The following is a 20,940-nucleotide window of genomic DNA, read 5'->3' as shown; positions in this document are numbered from 1 at the left end:
GCCGACCGTATTCGGGTGCGCCCTTTGCGCCGAGGCCGCAGCAGGCAGTGGAGTCTGCCGGACGTAGCCAATCGGATAGCGCCGGAACACCTCCACACCCTGGAAGCCGGGGCCGATACGTGTCCGATCGCAGAGTGGATGGCGACGCCTTCGCCGTCGCTGGATCGTCGCGTCACAACCACTCGTGCAGGACCTCCGCGATACGCCGGAGTGCCGCATCGGTGGTCATCCGCCAGTGTGTCGTGGCAATCGGGTGGTTGTGCACGAAACCCGCCACTGCGGCCAACCAGGTCGCGGCGCCGACGGACCCCGTCGGATCGTCGTGGGTCGCGGCGAAGTAGACGAGGTCCCCGTCGAAAGACCGCGGACGATATGCCGCGCCGAGAGCCGCCGAACCCATAGCCGCGCTCACGACCCGTTCGATCCGCGCGGCCCCGAAGGATGCGAACGGCTCGGGGAGCGTGCTCAACCGCTGTGCCAGCTGGGTCAATTCCACGGTTTCGTCCAGGCCGAATTCCGCGGCCTGATCGCCGAGCAGTCCACCGAGCAGTTCCGGCGCCGTTACCTCGATCCCCGCGAGTGTGGATTCGGCGGCGGTGTCGAGTAGTCGACTGTCCATCATGCCCAGCAGCGCGACCTGCGCGCCCTCGTCCTGGAGTTGGACGGCCATGGCATGCGCGAGCACACCGCCAAGTGACCAGCCGAGCAGGTGGTAGGGACCCGCCGGTTGCACCGCACGAATGTGTTTGACGTAGAGCCGCGCCCAATCCTCTATCGAATCCGGCAGCGGGGCCGCCGAACCCAGCGCGGGTGACTGCAGACCGTAGATGGGCCGATCCGCCTCGAGGTGGGCCGCCAGCCCGGCGAACGACCACGCAATGCCCCCGATCGGATGGATGCAGAACAGTGGCTCGGCGGTGCCAGAGGTTCGCAGCGGCAATAGCACCTCGAATGCCGCGTCGGCGGCGGCACCCTCTGCGCCCCGCGCACACAACTCCGCGACGATGCCCGCCGGGGTGGGGGCGGTGAACGCCCACATCACCGGAATCGTTTGGGCTACCGCGTCGCTCAACCGAGCCGTCAGCTTGGTCGCGATCAGCGAATTTCCGCCGAGTTCGAAGAAGTTGTCATCCAAGCCGATGCGATCGAGACACAGTACATCCGCGAAGATCTCGCAGACCATGGTCTGCAGCGGTGTCGTCGGTGCGCGGTAGGCGCGGGTCCCGAGCTCCGGTTCGGGCAACGCCGCGCGGTCGAGTTTGCCGACCTGGGTCAAGGGGACGTCGTCGAGGACCACGATCGCCGCGGGCACCATATGCGACGGCAAGGTCCGTGCGGCCCAGCGGATCAGCCGATCCGGATCGACCACCCGGTCCGGGGCGGCAACCACGTACGACACCAGAACCGTTGCCCCAGTGGAATTCTCCCTGCCAACCGTGACAGCGAAATCCACTTCCGCATGGGCGGCCAGGACCGCGTCGATCTCGCCGAGTTCGATTCGGAAGCCACGAATCTTCACCTGGAAATCGGTACGGCCCCGGTAGTCGAGCTCGCCGTCGGCGTTCCATGCCACTAGATCGCCGGTGCGATACATCCGGGCACCCGACTGGAACGGGTTGGCGACGAAACGATCCGCCGTAAGGTCAGCGCTACCGAAGTAGCCCCGCGCCAACTGCACTCCGGCCAAGTACAACTCACCCGCGACGCCGACCGGAACCGGCCGCAATCGCGAATCCAGTACATACACCTGACTGTTCCACACCGGCCGACCGATCGGCACGGCCGGTTCATCGAATGGGCCCACCTGATGGCTGGTGATCGACACCGCCGCCTCGGTCGGGCCGTACAGGTTGTACAGCGCTGTCTCCGGCGCCGCCGCCTCGAAACGGCGCGCCAGCGCGGCAGGCAGGGTCTCGCCGATGGCCAGCACCCGGCGTAACGAATCCGGCAGCCGACCCGTCAGCAATGCGTCCAGCATCGACGGCACCGCGTGCAGCGTGGTCACGCCCTCACGTGCCATCAGTTCGTTGAGGTACACCGGGTCGCGGTGGCCTTCCGGCGCGGCGATCACCAGGCGACCGCCGCAGACCGCGGCCGACCAGAATTCCCACACCGACAAATCGAACGTCGCCGCTGTCTTCAACAACACCGCGTCATCGACCGTCAATCCGAATTGCGCTGTCTTCCAGACCAACTGATTGACAATCGCACCGTGTGAGACCGCGACACCCTTCGGGCGGCCCGTGGAACCCGACGTGAAGATCACATAGGCCCCGTGCTCGGCGCGCAGCGGCGCAATCCGCTCACCGTCGGTGATCGGGGCCGCGTCCACCGCGGACAGGTCCAGTCGATCCAGCAGCACCACCGGCGCGGCGGAGGTCCCGAAACCCGCATCGGCATTCGTCAGTACACAAACCGGTGCGGCCGTCCCCAGAATGTAGTCGGTGCGCTGCGCGGGTTGATCCGGATCGACCGGCACGTACACACCACCGGCCTTGCTCACCGCATACATCGCGACGACCAGATCCACCGAACGGCGAATAGCCAACGCCACCCGCGACTCCGGGCCGACACCCAATGAAATCAAGTACCGCGCAACCTTGTTCACGCGTCCGTCGATCTCACCGTAGGTGATCGGAGTACCATCGGCGGCAACCAGCGCCGTCGAGCCCGGTGTGGCGGCGACAGTCTCGTCCAGCAGCGACACCAAGGTGGTGGCCGTATTCACTTGGTGCGCGGTGTCGTTCCACGCCGCGAGGATCCGTACACTTTCTTCGGTCGCGAGCAGATCGATCGCATCGACCGGTACCCGCGGATCCGCGATCACGGCATCCAGCACCCGCACGAACCGGTCCACGAAACTCTGCACCGTCGACTCGTCGAACAGGTCCGTGGCGTAGGTGAAGTAGCCGCCGATACCCGTCGGCACTCCGTCCTCGTCGTAGCTGTCGGCCATGATCACATGCAGATCGAACTGCGACAGCTGTCGATCCGTTTCCAACCCCGCCACGGTCAAGCCCGGCAACTCCATCCTTGCCGGGGCCAGATTCTGGAACGACAGCCCCACCTGGAACAGCGGATGTCGCGCCGTCGAGCGCACCGGATTGAGCACTTCGACCAACCGCTCGAACGGCACATCGGCATGGGCGAACGCTTGGACGTCGATATCACGTTGCCGCGCAAGCAATTCCGCGAAAACGGCATCCGCATCCACCCGGGTACGGAACACCAGGGTGTTGACGAACATACCGATCAGATCGTCCAGTACCGCCTCGCCCCGACCCGCTATCGGTGTGCCGATCGCAATATCGTCGGTGCCCGACAATCGGGCCAGCAACACTGCCAACGCGGTATGGACAACCATGAACAGCGTGGCCCCCTCGGCCCGTGCCAGCCCGGCCAGCGCGGCATGCGCACGCGCATCGATGCGCAACTCCACTCTGCCGCCTGCGAACGACTGCACCGCGGGCCGCGGCCGATCTCTCGGCAACTCCAGCTGATCCGGCAGGTCGGCGAGGGCCCGCCGCCAGTAGGCGATCTGCTCGGCCGCCATCGATCCCGGCTGGTCCTCACTGCCGAGCAACGCACGTTGCCACACAGTGTAATCCGCGTACTGCACGGCCAACGGCGACCAATCCGGGGCCTGCCCCAGCGCGCGAGCCGCATATGCCGACGCCAGATCACGCGTAAGAGGACCACCTGAGTAGCCATCACCCGCGATGTGATCGACGACCATGGCCAGCACGAATTCGCCGGCCGCGACCCGGAACAGCACGGCGCGAACGGGCACCTCGGCAGTCACGTCGAAATTCATCGAAACCAGTTCCAGCACAGCCGATTCCACCTCGGCGGCACCGACGGTCCTGACCTCCAGCCGCGGCACGCCGGAGTGTCCGGGAGGCAGGATGACCTGCACCGGATCCGCTGCGCCCGAGTCACCGACCGCTGGCTGCGGATATACGGTTCGCAGGATCTCATGTCGCACAACGACATCGGTGAAGGCCTGCCCCAGCGCAGCGATATCCAGATCGCCCGTCAAGCGGATCGCGACAGGAATGTTGTAGGCGGTCGAGTCGGTATCGAACCTGTTGAGAAACCACATCCGCTGCTGTGCGGGCGAGAGCGGAATACGTTCCGGCCGTGGGCCCGCGACCAGGGCGCGGCGACTCCTGGTACCGGTGAGCTGGCCCACCTCCCGCGCACAACCCGCGACGGTGGGCGCGGCGAACAGCACACGCACCGGAACCCGGGAATCCAGCGCGACGCCGAGGCGAGCTGTCACCCGCGTGGCGAGTAGTGAATTGCCGCCGAGCTCGAAGAAATTGTCATCGGCGCCGATCCGCTCGACGCCGAGCACCTCGGCGAAGACACCGGCCACGGTTCGTTCCGCCATCGTCGACGGTTCCCGGTAGGTGCGCGCCGCGAACTGCGGTTCGGGGAGGGCATTTCGGTCGAGCTTGCCGACCGCGGTTAACGGAATCTCGTCGAGCACCACGACCGACGCGGGAACCATATGCGATGGCAGGCTCCGCGCCGCCCACCGCGCCAGGTGATCCGGATCCAGCGACCGGCCCATCACATAGGACACCAGAACCGTGGCTCCGCTGGGGTTTTCGCGCCCCATGGTGACCGCGTAGTCCACATCGGGGTGCGCGGCGAGCACCGCGTCGATCTCGCCGAGCTCGATGCGGAAGCCACGGATCTTGACCTGGAAATCCGTACGGCCCAGGTACTCCAACTCCCAGCCGGTAGCCGCGGCATCAGGTACCTCGACCCATCGGACCAGATCGCCGGTCCGGTACATCCGGTCGCCCGGCGCACCCCATGGATTCGCGACGAAACGTTCCGACGTCGAGCCGGAACGCCCGTGATAGCCGCGGGCGAGTGCCGGGCCCGCCAGATACAGCTCACCGATAACACCTGCGGGCACCGGGTGCAACCGCTCATCGAGCACCACCGCCCACCCGCCGGGTATCGGACGGCCGATCGTTACCCGTTGTCCCGCACGCAGAGTGGTGTAGGTGGCGCCGATCGTCACCTCGGTCGGACCGTATCCGTTGATGAAACGGCGACCCGGCTGCCACCTGGCCAGCAGTTCGGGTGTGGTGGCCTCGCCACCTGCGGACACCACCTCCAAGTCGTCCAGGCCGGAGGGATCTACTGTGCCGAGCAGCGCCGGGGTGATGATCGTATGCGTCACCCGTTCGCCACGCAGCAGGTCGTGCAGTTCGGTGCCGCCGACGATATCCGGTGCGGCGATCACCAGGGTGGCGCCGCTGTAGAAGGCGCTGGACCACTCCTCGACCGATTGGTCGAAACTCGGCGAACACACATGCAGCATCCGATGTTGCGGCTTGAGTCCGAGCATGTCGACGGTGTGGCCGATGAGTCCACCGAGCCCGGCATGAGTGACGGCGACCCCCTTGGGTAATCCCGTCGACCCCGACGTGTAGATCACATAGGCCGGATGCGATATGCGCAGCGGCGCACGCCGGTCCGCGTCGGTCACCGCGGCCGCCGAGTGGGCGGCGCAGCGAGCCAGCACCGCGGGATCATCGAACACCAGCCAATCCACCGCGTCGGGTAGATCGGCCTGCTGAGCGACCGTAATGCCCATCACCGCACCGGAATCGGTCACCACGTGCCGCACCCGGTCGACCGGATAGGTCGGATCGACCGGCACATACGCGCCACCCGCCTTGGCAACCGCCCATACCGCGGCGATCATCTCGTACGAACGTCGCATCGCCAGCGCCACCACCGTCTCCGGCGCGACACCTCGATCGATCAGTACACGCGCCAGACGCGACGACAGCTCATCCAGCTCACCGTAGGTGTACGCCCGCCCCGCGTCGCGCACCGCGACGCGATCACGCCCGAGTTCGACCCCTCTGGCCAGCAGATCCGGCAGCAGCCCGACGGTAACCGGGGCGCCGCCGCCCATCCGGGTCAGCCACTCGTACTCGTCCTCGGCCAACAACGGCAGATCGCTCACCCGCGTCGCGGGCTTGTCCGCGATCGCCGCCAGCACCCGAACGAACCGCTGGGCAAACATCTCCGTCGTACCATCATCGAAAAGATCACGCACGAAAGACATCTCGCCGCGCATCTGGGCCGAGTCACCATCGGCGGCCGAGATGGCCAGTGCCAGATCTCCGACCGCATCCAGCGGACTCTCGAACGACAGAGCCACCTGGAACAGGGGATGCCGACCCGGCGACCGCCGCGCTCCCAGCAGATCGACCAACTCGTCGAACGGAATACCGGCGTGCGCGAACCCTTGCAGTTCATCGCGGTGTGCGTCCGGTAGAAGGTCGACGAAGCGCGCGCACCGATCCACGCGGGTACGCAGCACCAACTCGGCTCGGTGGCTGCCCGGCGTCGGTGTCCCGATCACGATGTCGTCGGCGCCCGATAGTCGCGCGAGTACTACCGCCAATGCCGTGCGCACCACCGTGGACCATGTCACGCCCGCCGTGCGCGCCAGCCGTCGGAGACCCAGGTGTACCTCGTTGGGCACCGAGAACTCCACCCGCCCACGGACATCGGACCGCACCGCGATGCGCGGCCGCTGCGTCGGCAGCTCCAACTGGTCGGGCAGCCCCGCCAACGCGGTGCGCCAGTACCGGGACCTGGTGATCGGGTCGTCCAATTCGGCGGCGAACAGCAGCACGATATCGGCCGCGGTACGGTCCGGTGTCGCGAGCAGATCGCCGAGCACGCGGCGCAGCCGATCACCTACCGCCTGCGCCGTCGCGTCGGCGACGATATCGCGCCGGTACTTGACCTGCACCAGCGTGCGGGTATCCAGAAAGACCACAACGGTGATCGGATAGTGCGTGAAGTCGGCCCCGCGCATTTCCTCGATCCGCAACCCGTCGATGGCGCCGCTGGCCTGCTGTAGCCCCTCGGCGTCGACCGGGTAGGACTCGAAGACCAGCATCGTGTCGAACAGCTCGCCACGGGGGATGGCAGCCGACGGAGCTTGCGTAGACGGCGGTGTGGGTGCGGACAACCCGGCGATGCGCTGGATCGCGGCGAGTCCTAGGTGGTGATGATCCAGCAGCGACGCCTGTTCGGCTTGCAATCCGTCCACCAGGGCCCGCACCGTCGTGTCCGGATCGAACCGGATCCGCACCGGGATGGCATCCACGAACAGGCCGATCATGTCGCCGATACCGTCGAGTTGCGGTGGTCTGCCGGAGACGGTCGCGCCGAATACGACATCGTCTCGTCCGGTGCTACCGGCGATGACCAGACCCCATGCCGCCTGTATCACCGTATTGGCGGTGACCTCGGCCGTAGCCGCGTACGCGGTGAGCGCCGAGGTCTGTGCGGTCGACAGCTCGAATTCACACAGGCCGAACCCGTCGCCCGCTGCCGCGGGCCACGCCAGTTCAGGGGCGAGCATGGTCGCGGTGGCGCCGGTCAACATCTCCGACCAGGCGCGTTCCGCGGCCTCCCGGTCTTGCTGCGCGATCCACCGCAAGTAGTCGCGGTAGGGCCGGACCGGTGCGAGCAGTGACGTGTCGCCACCGGTCGCGTACAGGACCAGGAGTTCCTTCATCAACAACGGCATCGACCAGCCGTCGAGCAAGATGTGGTGTCCGGTCAACACGAGGTGGCTATGCTTACCCACCCCGCCGACTCCGCAAGCTCCGTCGGCTGCCACCCCTACGTGCTTACCCACCCCGCCGTCTGCCGCCCCCGAGTCCCCGGAGTCGGTGGTGTACACCGTGAACCGCAGCAGGGGCGCCACCGCCGGATCGAATCCGCGCCGCCGCTCGGCAACCAGCAGTTCCGGCAGTTCGGCATCGGATACGCCGTCGACAATCTGCCACGGCACCTCGACCCCGTCCACCACCAGCTGCACCGGCGTCCCGTCGACCGTGGGTACGAAGGCCGACCGCAGGTTCGCGTGCCGGTCCAGAATGGTCTGCGCGGCTCGGCGCAACCGCTCCATATCCAGCTCGCCGGTCAGCCGCGCCGCCAGCTGGATGATGTAGGCGTCGGTCGAACCGTCGAGTAGTTCGATAAGCACCCGCAGCGAGCCCTGCAGCGGTGACAGCGGCAGCACATCCGACAGTCCAGGATGGGTCCGCCGCCACTGGTCCAACTCCACCTGCGAGACCCGCACCAGCGGCACATCCGACGGAGTCAGGCCGCCGGCAGCCGGATCCTTCGAGTGGTCTGCAATCGCGGTGAGCGCGGCCAGCCAGTCCTCAGCCAGCTCCCGCACCGCCGCCTGGTCGAGAATCGCGGCGGCAAAGGCGAACGACGCCACCATCCGCGGGCCGTCCGCGGTATCGCTGACGAGCGTGTTGATGTCGATCACCGCGGACAGTGGCAGGTCCGGATTCGGCTCCGCGGCAACGGCTCCCAGTTCTCCAGTCGGCAACCAGCCGGCATCCGTCAGGCCGTCGACCACCCCACCGGCGGAGACGCGGCCGAGATAGTTGAAGCTGATCTGCCCGAGATCGCCGGCCAGCGCGTCGGCGGTATCGGGATTCAGATGCCGCAGTAGGCCGAAACCGATGCCTCGATCCGGCACGGAAAGCAGTTGCTCCTTCACCGATTTCAGCACCGCGGCGGTCGCCTCGCCACCGGCGAGGGCGGCCTCGGTGTCGATTCCGGACAGATCGATGGCCACCGGACTGATGCTGGTGAACCAACCAACCGTGCGGGTCAGGTCAGCGCCGGGCACCGCGTCTTCCTCGCGACCGTGCCCCTCGAGCCGCAGCCGAGTGACCGGAGCATCGATACCGCGCCGCGCCCGCCAAGTACGCACCGCCATCGCGAGCGCCGCTAGCAAACTGTCGTTGGCACAGCCCTGATACAGCGCGGGAATCTTGGTGAGCACCGCGTCGGCGACCTCGACCGGAACCCTGATATCGAATACGCCCCTGGTCTGAAAGGTATCGGCGACCGGATCCAGCGCACGCGCGCCGAGCAGCGGATCCGGCGCGACCAATACCCGCTGCCAATAACCGACCTCCTCGGCACGGTCTGTCGCAGCGGCCGCTTCCACCAAGGCGTGCGCCCAGCGCCGGAACGAGGTGCCGACGGTGGGCAGCGCAACCGGCTGCCCGGCAGTACGCTGTGCCCACGCCAGCACCAGATCCGGGATCAGGATGCGCCACGACACACCGTCGATCGCATAGTGATGGACCGCGACGGCGACAGCATCGCGCGCATCGGGCCTGCGCAGCCACGTGAACGTGATCATCCGGCCCGCGGCGGGATCCAACGTGGCCAACGCGGAATCCATGGCCACGTTGGCGATTCGGTTCAGCTCGGTCTGGTCGACACCAGCGGGCACCTGGACCTCGGCTACCAGCGCGTCGACCTCGACGGCACCACGCGCCAACACCTCGAACCGCCACGACCCGTCCACCTGCCACACCCGCGAGCGCAGCACATCATGATGATCGAGCACCGCGCCGACAGTGGCCAGCACACCTGCTCGATCGACCCCCTCCGGCAAGCCGAGCACCATGCTCTGGGCGAACCGACTGAACGAACCATTGGCGAGGAACCAAGCCAGCACCGGGGTCAGCGGAACCGCGCCGACACCACCGCCGGGCAACTCTGCCAGAACCATCGCGGCCGACTCGTCACCAACCACGGCAACACGGGCCAACCCCGCGACTGTCTTGTGCTCGAACACATCCCGCGCGGTGAACACCATCCCCGCCGCCTTGGCCCGCGACACCAACTGGATCGACAGGATGCTGTCACCGCCGACCGAGAAGAACGAATCGTCCACCCCGACCCGCTCCACACCCAACACCTGCGCGAAGAGCTCGGCAAGCCGCGACTCCACCGCGCCGACCGGAGCACGCGATACCGTCGTCGTGAACACCGGCTCCGGCAACGCTTGACGATCCAGCTTGCCATTCGAAGTCATCGGAACCCGGTCGAGCACCACAATCGCCGCGGGCACCATATGCGAGGGCAGAATCTCCGCCGCGTACTCCCGCAGCCCGACCGGATCCACGACCCGCCCCGGCGCCGCGAGCGCATACGACACCAACGCCGTTGCACCACCGGGCATTTCACGACCCAGCGTGACCACGAAATCGATATCGCCATGCCGGCCGAGCACCGCATCGATCTCGCCGAGCTCGATACGGAAACCGCGGACCTTCACCTGGAAATCAGAGCGACCGACATAGTCGAGCTGCCAATCCGCCAACGGATGGGCCACATTCCCCGCCCGATCCTCGGGCGGCGCGTACCAGCGGACAAGGTCGCCGGTGCGATACATCCGCGAACCCGGCCCACCCCAGGGATTGGCGACAAACCGATCCGCGGACAACCCGGCGCGGTTCCAGTAGCCACGAGCCAACGCGGCACCGGCCAGATACAGCTCACCCGCGACCCCGGGCGGTACCGGATTCAACCGCGAATCCAGCACGAACGCCGAGCTACCCAGAATCGGCTTACCGATCGTGATGTACTGCCCCGCAACCAGTTCCACATTCGATGACATAACCGTCGCCTCGGTCGGACCGTAGGCGTTGAACAACCGGCGGCCCGGCTGCCACTTGGCCAACAGCTCCGGGGTCAGCACATCCCCGCCCACGAAAAGCACTTCCAACTGGTCCACACCGGCCGGGTCGACCGTGCCGAGCACCGCGGGAGTGATGATCGTGTGCGTCACCCCCTCGGTCCGCAGTAACTCACCGAGTTCCGGTCCGCCCAGGACAGTCGACGGCACAATCACCAACGTCGCCCCGACCGAGAACGCGCACATCCATTCCATCACCGACGGATCGAAACTCGGTGAACAGATATGCAGGTACCGATGGTGCGGCTGGAGCCGGTACTGACCGACCGAATGTTCGACCAAACCGCTCAACCCGCCATGGGTTACCGCGACTCCCTTGGGCAAGCCCGTCGAGCCCGAGGTGTAGATCACGTAGGCCGGATGCTGCGTCCGTAATGGCACGATCCGCTCGCCATCGGTCACCGTGTCGGCGGACTTGCCGGCGCACAACACCGCGGTCGCCGGTGCATCCAGCACCAGCCAATCCACCTCATCGGGCAACCCGTCGACATACTCGGACTCGGTAATGCCCAGGGTCGCACCAGAGTCGGTCAACATGTGCCGCACTCGATCCGCGGGATGAGCCGGGTCGACCGGCAGGTGCGCACCACCCGCCTTGGCGATCGCGACCGCTGCCAGCACCATCTCGTAGGAACGGGGCAGCGACACCGCGACCGGCAGTTCGGGACCGACACCCCGATCGATCAAGACTCTCGCCAACCGCGAGGACTGTTCGTCGAGTTCGCCATAACTGATCGACCGACCCTGGTATCGCACCGCAACCCGGTCCCGGCCCAGCGCGACTCCGCGGGTCAGCAGGTCGGGCAGCAATCGGGGCGACCGCACATCGTCGTCGTGGACCCGGGTCAGCAGGTCCAGTTCGTCGTCGCCGAGCAATGGCAGGTCACCGACCGGGTCCCCGGGCCGGTGCACCGCGGCCGCCAGCAGCCGGAGGAATCGCTCGGCGAAGACCTCCACGGTGCGACGGTCGAACAGATCGGGCGCGAAGGAGAGGTTCGCGACGATGCCCGCGCGGTCTCGGTTCTCCCGAATGTGCAGGGACAGATCGAACAACCCGCGGCCGATGGGAGTCCGATCACCGGCGGACAGCATCACCTGTACCAGCGGGTGACGCGCAGCCGACCGGACCGGATCCAGCAATGCCACCAACCCGTCGAAGGGCAGGTCTGCTCGTGCGAATGCCTGTAGGGCAACGTCTTTCGTCTTCGCAAGCAGATCGTCGAACGAGATTTCACCCGCCACCCTGGTGCGCAGCACCAGCGTGTTGACCGATCCATTCGTTTCCACGGGGGCGCCGATCGCGATGTCATCGGTACCCGACAGTCGCGCAAGCAGTGCCGCGAATGTCGCGTGTACGACGGTGAACACCGTCATGTCACCTGTCCGTGCGATCTGGTGTAGCCGGTGCTGCAAATCCGCACCGATGTCGAACTCGACGCAGGCTTCCATACGGGAGGACACCGCCGGCCTCGGGCGATCCGTAGGCAGGTTCAGCTCATCCGGAAGCCCCTCGAGCGCGGTGCGCCAGTAGTGCGTCTGCGCGATCAAATCGCCGCGATCATCGAAGATCCGATTGATTTCCGCCGGTGTGCGTTCCGGCGCCGCAACGAATTCACCGATCAGCACCCGCAACCGCTCGGCGAGCGCCTGCGCGGTCGCGGTGGTGATCATATCGCGCCGGTGCTGCACCCGCAGATGTAGCTGGGTGCCCAACTCGACCTGGACGGCCACCGGATAGTGGGTGAAGTTCCCGCCTTGGAGATCGACGACTTCCAGCCCGTCGATCGTCCCGTGGGCCTGCCGCAAACCATCGGTGTCGACGGGATACGACTCGAAGGCCACCAGAGAATCGAACAATTCACCCACACCGGCGGCGCGTTGAATATCGGCCAACCCGATGTGATGACAGTCGAGCAGCGAAACCTGTTCGGACTGAAGCCGAATCAGCAGTTGCCGCACCGGCGCATCGGCGTCGACCCGAACCCGAACCGGGACGGTGTTCGCGAACAGGCCGACCATTTCGTCGACCCCGTCGACCTGCGGCGGCCGCCCGGAAACCACCGCGCCGAACACAACATCATCGCCGCCGGCACAGGCCGCGAGCACCAGACCCCATGCTGCCTGCACCACTGTATTGACGGTGACCTCGGTTGCGGCGGCGAACCTCAGCAGCGCCGCCGTCTGCGCGGGTGACAGGTCGGCGGCGCAGACCCCGTGGCCATCGGCCGTCGTCGCGGGCGGCGGCATGGTCGCGGCCAGCCGAATCGGCGTCAGACCTGCCAGCGCTTCGCGCCACCTCCGCATGGTGGCGTCCCGGTCGTATCGCGCCAGCCAGGCGAGATAGTCCCGATACGCCCTGACTGGCGGCAGCGCCGAATCACCCTCGGCCGCATAGGAAACCAATAGTTCCTTCATCAGCAACGGCATCGACCAGCCGTCCAACAGAATGTGATGCGCGGTCAACACCAGATGTACGCGTCCGGAGTCCGTGCGATACACCGTGAATCGCAGCAGCGGCGCCACCGTCGGATCGAATCCGAGGCGCGCTTCGGCGGCCAGTGCCGACGCCGGATCCGCCTCCGGTGTGTCGACGATCCGCCACGGGACCGCCAGACCCTCGGTGACGATCTGGACCGGAGTGCCCGCCGCCGAAGTTCCGAACGCGGCCCGCAGGATAATATGCCGATCCAGCACCGTTTGCGCCGCCCGCCGCAGGCGATCCAGATCGATCACGCCGGACAACTCCACGGCCAACTGCAGCAGATAGGGATCTGCCGAATCATCCGAAAGCTGTGTCAGGAAAAGTAATCCGAGCTGCAGGGGCGACAGCGGCAGGACATCGACCAGACCAGGGTGCTCGCGCTGCCAGATATCGAGTTCAGCCTGGGTGATCCGCACGAGCGGAACATCCGCCGGTGTCAGGCCACCGGCCGCCGGATCGTGCACATGTCCGGCAAGCATGGTCAGTGCGGCCACCCAGCACTCGGCCAACTCCCGCACGCAGGCCTCGTCGAGGATCTCGGACGCATACGCGAACGACGCATTCAGCTGCGCGCCGGCGTCGGTATCGGTCACGACCGCGTTGATATCCACCACCGCGGCCGCGGGCATCGCCCGATCTGGGTCGGCCTCCGGGGTGCCCCAGTCGGCGGTCGGCAGCCAACTCCGATCGGTCAGCCCTTCCGGCACGTCGCTCGCGGAAATCCGACCGAGATAGTTGAACCCGATCTGGCCCAGCGGACCGCCGAGCTCATCCGCGGTATCAGTGTTGAGATAACGCAGCATGCCGAAACCGATGCCTTTATCCGGCACCGCGAGCAACTGCTCCTTCACCGCCTTGATCATCGCCGCGGTCACGTCACCGTTGTTCCACACAGCATCGGCGTCGATTCCGGACAGATCGAGCACCACCGGATACATGCTGGTGAACCAGCCGACAGTGCGGTTCAGATCGGCACCGGCAACGGCGGTTTCCTCACGACCGTGCCCCTCGAGCCGTACTCGCGTCGCCGCGGCATCGACACCTCTTTTCGCCCGCCACGTGCGCACCGCCAGAGCCAATGCCGCGAGCAGACCGTCGTTGGCTCCACCGCGATACAGCAGCGGCAACTCGGTCAACACCGCATGGGTGACCTCGGCCGGCACCGCGACGGTGAAACGCCGCACCGTTGCCGCGGCGTCGACACCCGGGTCGAGTGCCCGCGCGCCCAGCAGCGGATCAGCGACGGCCAGCACCTGCCGCCAGTACGACAGCTCGCTGGTACGGTCCGCGGCGGTCGCCGCCTCGACCAGACCGTGCGCCCACCGCCGGAACGACGTGCCGACGCCGGGCAGGGCGATCCGGTGCCCACCATCGCGCTGCGCCCACGCGGTCACCAAGTCCGAGATCAGAATGCGCCACGACACGCCATCGATCACGTAGTGATGCGCGGCGATGATCAGCGCATCCCGGCCGTCCGGTCGAGACAGCCAGGTGCATGCGATCATCCGGGCCGACGCCGGGTCGAGCGTGTCCAGAGCGAAATCCATTGCCGCACTGGCAGTTCCACACAACTCATCGATGTTCAGTCCCGCGGGCGTGTCGATACGAGTGAGCAGCGCGTCCACGTCCACCGCACCCGGCGGAAGAGTTCGCAGCTGCCATCGCCCGTCGGCAGACCACACCCGTGCGCGCAGCATGTCGTGGTGGTCCAGTACCGCGGCAAGCGTGGCCACCACACCGGCTCGGTCGATGTGCTCGGGTAGGGCGAGCACCATGTGCTGGGTGAACCGGCCGAACGACCTCCCGCCGGCAAGATAGGCGGCCAGCACCGGCGTCAGCGGAATCTCCCCGACACCGCCGCCGGGAAACTCCGCGAGCCTCGGCACGGGCTCGGCACCGACCACCGCGACCCGCGCCAACCCGGCCACGGTGCGCTGCTCGAACACATCCTGGGGGGTGAACACTATCCCTGCCGCACGGGCCCGCGACACCAGCTGGATCGACAGAATGCTGTCGCCACCGGCGGCGAAGAATGAGTCCTCTGCCCCGACCCGCACGCCGAGCACTTGGGCATACAACTCGGCGAGCCGAGATTCCACGGCGCCCACCGGAGCACGCGACACCGCCGCCTCGAACACCGGCTCGGGCAATGCCTGCCGATCGAGCTTTCCGTTGGAGGTCAAGGGAATCTCGTCGAGCACAACGATCGCGGACGGCACCATATGGCCGGGCAATGCGGCTCCCGCGAAGCGCAGGAGTTCTCCGTTATCGATGCAAGTGCCGTTCTGCGGCAGCACATAGGAGACCAGTACGGTCGCGCCCGACGGCGCGACCTTGCCGAGAGTCGCGGCATATTCGATATCGGGGTGATCGGTCAGTGCGGCGTCGATCTCACCGAGTTCGATACGGAAGCCGCGGATCTTCACCTGGAAATCCGAGCGGCCAAGATACTCGATTGCGCCATCGGCGATGCGACGCCGCACCAGATCGCCGGTGCGATACATCCGCGCGCCAGGGGTACCGGCGTCCGCGCCGAACGGATTGGCCACGAATCGTTCCGCAGTGAGCGCCGCCCGCCCCAGGTAGCCCTGCGCCAGCGCCGGGCCGGAAAGGTAGAGCTCGCCGGTCACTTCGGCGGGTACCGGCCGCAACCGCGAATCCAGCACCACCGCGCCGACACCCGCGAGGGCGGTGCCGATGGTGATCGGCTGCCGAGGCAGCAACTCTGCGCTGCCCGTGGCGAGAATGGTGACCTCGGTGGGTCCATAAGCATTGTAGAAAGACCGCCCGGCGACCGCCCACCGCTCGACCAGCCCAGGACCGAACGCATCACCCGCGACGACCACGACCCGCAACGCGTCGAGTCCGACCGGATCAACCGACTCCAACGCCGCGGGCGTGATCAGCATGTGCGTGACCCGCTCACGACGTAACAGGTCGGCGAGTTCGGCGCCGCCGAACACCGTCGGCGGGGACACCACAAGCGTCGCGCCGCAACTGAAGGCCAGCAGCAGCTCGAGCACCGAGACGTCGAAGCTCGGCGAACAAACGTGCAGCACCCGCGAATCGCCATCGACCGCATAGCGCTCTCGCTGAGCGTTGACCAGCATCGCGAGACCTGCGTGGGTCACCACGACGCCCTTCGGGCGACCGGTGGAGCCGGAGGTGTATATGACATAGGCCGGATGCTGTTCGGTCGGCGCGCACACTCGATCGACGTAGGAGATCGGATGTCCGGGCCGTGCCGCGATTCGCTCGCGGTGCAGCGGATCATCGATGTCGAGCCAGTAGATCCCCGTGCCGAGCCGCGAGCGATGCGCCGAGTTGGTCAGCCCCAGCACCGCCCGAGAGTCGGCGACGATGTATGCGCTGCGCTCTGGCGGAAGGGTGGGATCGACCGGCACGTAGGCCGCACCGGTCTTGGCAATAGCCCAGACGGCCAGTACCGATTCGATCGAGCGGGTGAAGCCGACGGCAATGACGTCGCCCGGGCCCACGCCCCGATCGATCAGTTCCCGTGCCAGTCGCGACGACTGCTCGTCCAGCTCTGTGTAGGTGAGTTCGCGCTGATCAGCCGGTTCGCCTGTCGGGTTGTAGCTGATCGCGATCGCGTCGGCCGCGGATTCGACCGCGACGACCAGCAACTGCATGAAGAGCGGGCTACTCGATCTGCGGCGAATTCGACCCCGAACAGCACGACGAACCCTATCCATTCGAGTACTACAGTCCTCTCGCCTCTAGCCCGCAGGTTGTGCCGAAACCCACGAACCCGGCTGGAACCCGGCCACCACCGTTGGCGGACCAGTGTCGAACAAAGCGAGAAGGAATCGATTTTGGAGCATTTGTGCCCTATCAAATCACAGGCAGCGGCGTCGTGATGTCACAACGGCGTCCGTCCGGAGCAGAGCACTTACCGGTTGCAGAATCATAGCTATCCTCGCCGCACGGCCTAGAGGCCCGCCTGGAACCGGGGAATCGACGACTGAATCGCCACGGTCTGCAGGTGCAACTCACCCAAAGGCCGGGCCACAAAACAAAGGATCATCGAGGGCGCGGTCACCCATATGGGCGGCGACGAACCCGGTAAGGCGACCCTCGACGACATCCGGGCGATCACTGGAACCAGCAAAGGGCAGATTTTCCGCTGCTTCCCGGGTGGGAAGGAACAACCCGCGGCGTCGACGGACCGCTGCTCCCGTTCGGCGCAGATACGCGACCCGAACCACACAACCCGCTTCGAACGCGGTCACCTCGTCGAACGCCCCAAGACTCACGCAGCCTGAACCACCTCAACCGACCGCTCCCGATCGACCTGTTGCTGGGCGAGACGGGCCAGGAGCTCGGCTTCCGCGCGTTATTCGGGTGTGGGAGGCGGTGGTTGCTGGCGTGCTCGTGCTCGCACCAATCCACGAAGTCCTGAAACAACCGGGCTGTAGAGCGATCTTCGCCGGGCATGGTCGTGCCAAGAGGCCGCGATCTCCGAAGTCTGCCGCACTACGCGGTCCGGCTCGGGCAGGGCGGGCCAGAACTGCAGCAGGTAACGGTCCAGCAGTGGCTCATCGTCGAGTCTGGTGTCCTTCTGCCGTGCCTGGTCCATGCCCTGCGCGCAGTACCGCACCCGGTAGTCGATCTCTTTCAAGTCCAGTTCCCAGGAGGCCTCGCCTGCCCACTGCATCAGCCGGCTGTGAGCCGAGACCGGGTGGAAGGAGACCTCCACGACGTCTTCCCATGCCGGATCGAGCGGTGGAGCCTGCCGCGAGGACGGATGCGGTCCATGATCCCGTCGAACGTGTCGTCGTTGACCAGGCACCTACTACAACACCGTTCACCGAACTCCGAATCGAATTACACACGCCTGCAACGGTTTACATCTGCACAGTCCACACGGTTCCGCGCCACGCTGTCACGTCGGATCTCGAGCAGGTCACGGCTGTCTGAACCATTCGCGGTTTGTCTCGCCGGCTTCGTGCACAACCGCTACTGTACCGACGTTCGCGCTGGTTGGAGACCTGGGATGTGGTGTAGCAGTCATGGTTTCGTTGGACAGGCACATGCTCGGCGGCCGGTTCGGGTTGCGGAGTCTCGCGAGATGGGCCGCGCAGCGCCTTCGCGGAGCACCGCGACCGGGCAAATCCGCTCGAGACGAGCCGGCGGTTGGTGATCAGGGCTCCCAGGCACCGTCCGATGTCCACGCGTTTCCACTGAATTACACACCATCACCGCAGGATTCGGACAGCGACAACCTCGACTACGAGCGAACGTATAGCCGCCGGGATGACGAGGCGGGGATCAACTTTTCGAAAGGCCAGGCAGATATGACAACTCCCGACGACCGGGCGACGATCACGGACGACGCGGCCGCCGCCGAGGAGACGACAGCTACCGCAGGCGAGGAGGCGGTAGCCGACCAGGACACCGCCACCGCGACCGAGGTCGAAGCGTCTGTCGCAGCGGGCGAGGCGGTGTCAGCTGAGGGCGAACCGGCAGCTGAGGACGACATGGCGGTTGCTGAAGGGGAAGCAGAGAAGGAGGTTTCGGTAGCGGTGGCCGAGGACGAGGCCGTTGCCGAAGGTGAGGAAGCCGTAATCGTGGCGCCCGAGGCAACTGCATCCTCGGTTGCCGAGAATGAGCCAGTAGACGAGGCCGAAGCCGAGGCAGTCGAGGGTGAGTCCGCCGCCGAGGAACCGGCTGTCGAAGCAACTGTCGCTGAGGCCGAAGCAGAAGGGGACACAGCCGAGCGGGAGGCGGCAGCCGCCGATGCCGAGCCAGCGGGCGAAGGTGAAGTGCCGCAAGCCGAGTCGGCTGTCGACGCCGAAACCACAGTCGAGATTGTGGACGCCGCCGAGGAATCGGAGGTGGTGGCTGTCGAGGGCGAAGCTGCTGCTGAAACCGAGGTTGCGCAGGAGGATGCCGGTGGTGTTGCCGTCGACGCTGAAGCGGAAACGGCAGCCGAAGGTGAAGTGTCGGAAGCCGGGTCGGTTGTTGAGACCGAAGAGGTTGCCGAGGAATCGGAGGTAGCGGCTACTGGAGGCGAGGCTGCCGCCGAGGGTGAAGCCGATGCCGAGGCGGCAGTCGCGATCACCGCAGACGGCGATGTCGGCGAAAGCGAGTCCGGGGTGGTGGCCGACGAGGCGGCGGTCACGGACGGCACCTCGAATGCGGAGGCGGTAGCTGAAGGCGGTTCGGACGTCGAGTCCGATTCATCGGCCGAGGTGGATGTCGTCGCAGAAGTGGGCGATCCGGTAGCCGCCGAGGCCGAAGCAGCTGCGGTCGAGGCAGCCGCGGCGACGGAGTCACCTATTGCCGAGGCGGCCGCTGAAAGCGAGGCGCCCGCTGTGGACGGGACCGAGGCCGAGGTGGATGCCGTTGAGGTAGCTGAAAAAGAGGATCAGATCCAGCCCCTCGAGTTGGAAGTGGCCGAAGTAGAGGCGACCGCCGTGGAAGCGCCTGCGGTCGAGGAGGCTTCGGAGCCGGAGGAGGGGCCGGTGGCTGAGGCAGAGATGACGGAGCCGCCTATTGCCGAAGGGGAAGACGTCGTCGAAGCCGACTCCGTGGTTGACGAGGAACAGGTGGTGACCGAAGTCGAACTGGCCGAGACCGAAGCCGCCACTGAGTCCACGGTGGTGAGCATGGAGGCTGTCGCCGACCAAGAAGCAGCAGCTGAAACCAGCGATGATGCCGTGACCGAAGCTGTCTCCGAGGTGGAGGCTACCGACAGCGAGGCATCCGCTGAAGGCGAGGAGATGGCCGAGGCCGTAGCGGCTGCGGCCGAGTCACCCGTTGCCGAGGGTGAGCAGGTCGTCGATGCCGAGTCGGCGCCCGACGAAGAACAGGTGGTGACCGAAGTCGAACTGCCCGAGGCCGAGTCGGAGTCGGCGGTAGTGGTTGTGGAAGCGGTCGTCGCCGAGGAAGAAGCAACAGCCGACGGCGCGGACGATGTCGAGACCGAAGTGGCCGCCGAAAGCGAGACGTTCACTGCGGAGGAGACCGTGGCCGAGGTGAGTGCGGTTGAACTAGCTGAAGCAGTGGATGAGGCCGAGCCCTTCGAGGCGGAAGTGGCCGAAGCGCCAGCGGCAGTTGAGGAAGTGCCCGCGGTTGAGGACACGGCGGAGCCGGAGGAAGAGCCGGTGGCCGTGGCAGAGGTAGCGATTGCGGAAAACGGGAAGGTAGTCGAGGGCGAAGCCGTCGGTGAGGTCGAGCACATGGCCCACGCCGAGGCCGATCCCGCCGAGAGTGAAGCAGCCGAAGTAACAGCAGTCGCCGAAGACGTGTCGGCTGTCGAGTCCGAAAATGAACTGGGTTTGGTGCCGACCGGAACCGGGGACCTGGTGAGGTATTCGAGTCCAGTCGTACTGGCCGACGGGAACGCGTCCGCCGCCGGCGACAGTGCGGCGGCGGTCATCCGCGACCAAACGACGACGATCAGCGATCAGGCGCGGATGATCGCGAAACTTCGGCGGAAGGTGATGGTCCTCGAAACCATCATCAAGACGCAGGAATCCCAATCCGACTTGATGGTCGGCGTCATTTCGACCTATAAGAACGAATTGACCAGTCTCACAACAGATCTCATGGATCTCTGACCAGCCGACCACGGAACGCCGGGAAGTGCCTGCACGCTGAAAAGCCTGGGCACTTCCGGGCGGTTCCCACGGCATGCCGGCGTTGACGCCGTGAACGTGCTGGTCGCTGCTTTCGGAGCAGGTTCGCTTGCGACGGCGTTGGGCACGCTACCTGGCGTGACCACATTCCACCGGACCAACAGCATTTCGTCACGCCGGCTCACGGCCACGCCACCACACCAAACCATCCCCCCAACGCCCGACCGCACTCTTGCCCCGCCCAGGCGGGTCTGAGATCATTCCGACTTTGGCGGAGCGCCGACAGC

At 66.3% G+C, this 20,940-nt stretch carries 3 protein-coding genes; 1 reads left to right on the top strand and 2 read right to left on the bottom strand.

What is annotated here, in order from left to right:
• Window positions 1-172: 172 nt before the first annotated feature.
• Window positions 173-16,702 carry an amino acid adenylation domain-containing protein gene (locus tag ACQP0C_RS17590; protein ID WP_433733955.1) on the bottom strand — a complete coding sequence of 5,510 codons (16,530 nt, stop codon included), beginning with the start codon at window positions 16,700-16,702 and terminating at the stop codon, window positions 173-175.
• A 704-nt stretch (window positions 16,703-17,406) separates the two neighbouring features.
• Window positions 17,407-17,727, bottom strand: a complete 321-nt coding sequence (locus tag ACQP0C_RS17585; protein WP_433733954.1) for a hypothetical protein — start codon at window positions 17,725-17,727, stop codon at window positions 17,407-17,409.
• A gap of 640 nt (window positions 17,728-18,367) precedes the next feature.
• On the opposite strand from ACQP0C_RS17585, the gene ACQP0C_RS17580 reads away from it, so the two are divergent.
• Entirely contained in the window at window positions 18,368-20,635 is a 2,268-nt protein-coding gene (locus ACQP0C_RS17580) for a hypothetical protein (RefSeq protein WP_433733953.1), read from the top strand.
• The last annotated feature ends 305 nt before the right edge of the window (window positions 20,636-20,940 follow it).

Origin of the sequence: Nocardia sp. CA-129566, from assembly GCF_050956075.1 — a bacterium.
Classification (GTDB): Bacteria; Actinomycetota; Actinomycetes; order Mycobacteriales; family Mycobacteriaceae; genus Nocardia.
The sequence above is the reverse complement of the archived record's forward strand: the minus strand, read 5'-3'. Positions and strand labels throughout refer to the sequence as shown.